This is a genomic window from Mesorhizobium sp. M7A.F.Ca.AU.001.01.1.1, assembly GCF_004022735.1.
Lineage (GTDB): Bacteria > Pseudomonadota > Alphaproteobacteria > Rhizobiales > Rhizobiaceae > Mesorhizobium > Mesorhizobium ciceri.
The window spans coordinates 1-1,083 of sequence record NZ_RZPF01001161.1 but is presented as its reverse complement, the minus strand read 5'-3'; the positions used below and the strand labels follow the sequence as shown (position 1 = coordinate 1,083).

General features: G+C 63.5%; 2 protein-coding genes. Both read right to left on the bottom strand.

The features are described 5' to 3' along the window. Positions 1-576, bottom strand: a 576-nt coding sequence (locus tag EN884_RS36745; protein WP_128361167.1) for a DUF3333 domain-containing protein, incomplete at its 3' end; no start/stop codon positions are given. Beyond that, positions 573-1,083 (bottom strand): ABC transporter permease subunit (locus EN884_RS36740; protein WP_128361166.1); only part of this gene is annotated, 511 nt, incomplete at its 5' end. The genes EN884_RS36740 and EN884_RS36745, both read right to left, overlap by 4 nt.

The window sequence follows — 1,083 nt, the reverse complement described above, 5'->3', positions numbered from 1 at the left end:
GCCCTCGGCCTTGAGCTTGTTCATCCAGGTGATCTGCTGGTCCGAGACCTTGCGTCGCGCTTCCTCGACACTGAGGTCGATCTGGCCCTTGAAAGCCGAGTCGAGATTGGCGGCGGCGAGGATGTTGACGTCGCGTGTCGTGCCGATCACCGAGGGATCGGCGGCAACGATGTCGCGCAACTGGACGCGGGCGCCTTCCGAAAGGAAGCCCTTGAGCTTCTGGATCATCGGCTTGTCATCAGGAGAGATGCCGAGCTTGGCCACCAGCGCGTTTTCTGCGAGCTTGGGATAATTCGCCTTGATCAGAACGCTCGGATCGGTTGCGCGCTTGCCGGAAGGATCGATCACCTTCTCGTCGAACGTGATCGGCAGCGATACCGTCGTCTGCCAGAAGGCGGTGTAGCCTTTCGAGACGATGGTGATCAGCATGATTGCCAGGAACGCCAGGCCTACGGAAATCGCCACGACGCCATAGATGCGGAAACGGCGTTCGGCGGCGTAACGGGCCTTCAGGCCGATGTCGCGGCGCGGATGGGCCGCCGGCCTGACCATCGTATCCATGGGAATGTCGGTCATTCGTACTGCTCCCGATATTTGCGCACGATGTAGAGCGCGACGATGTTCATCACCAGCGTCAGCGTGAACAGCGTCAGCCCGAGCGCGAAGGCGACCAGCGTCTGCGGCGAATTGAACTCGAGGTCGCCGGTGAGCTGGTTGACGATCTTGACGGTGATGGTCGTCATCGCCTCGAACGGGTTGATGGTGAGGTTGGCGGCGACGCCCGCCGCCAGCACGACAATCATCGTTTCGCCGATGGCGCGCGAGGCAGTCAGCAGGATGGCGCCGACGATGCCGGGCAGTGCCGCCGGCAGGATCACCCGCTTGATCGTCTCGGAGCGGGTCGCGCCGAGGCCGAGCGACCCGTCGCGCATGGCGCGCGGCACCGCGGTTATGATGTCGTCTGAGAGAGAGGAGACGACCGGGATCAGCATGACGCCCATGACCAGGCCGGCGGTGAAGATGCTCTGGCCCTGGATGAACGGCGAGCCGCCGGTCAGCGCCGCTGACAGGTCGCGCAGGAAC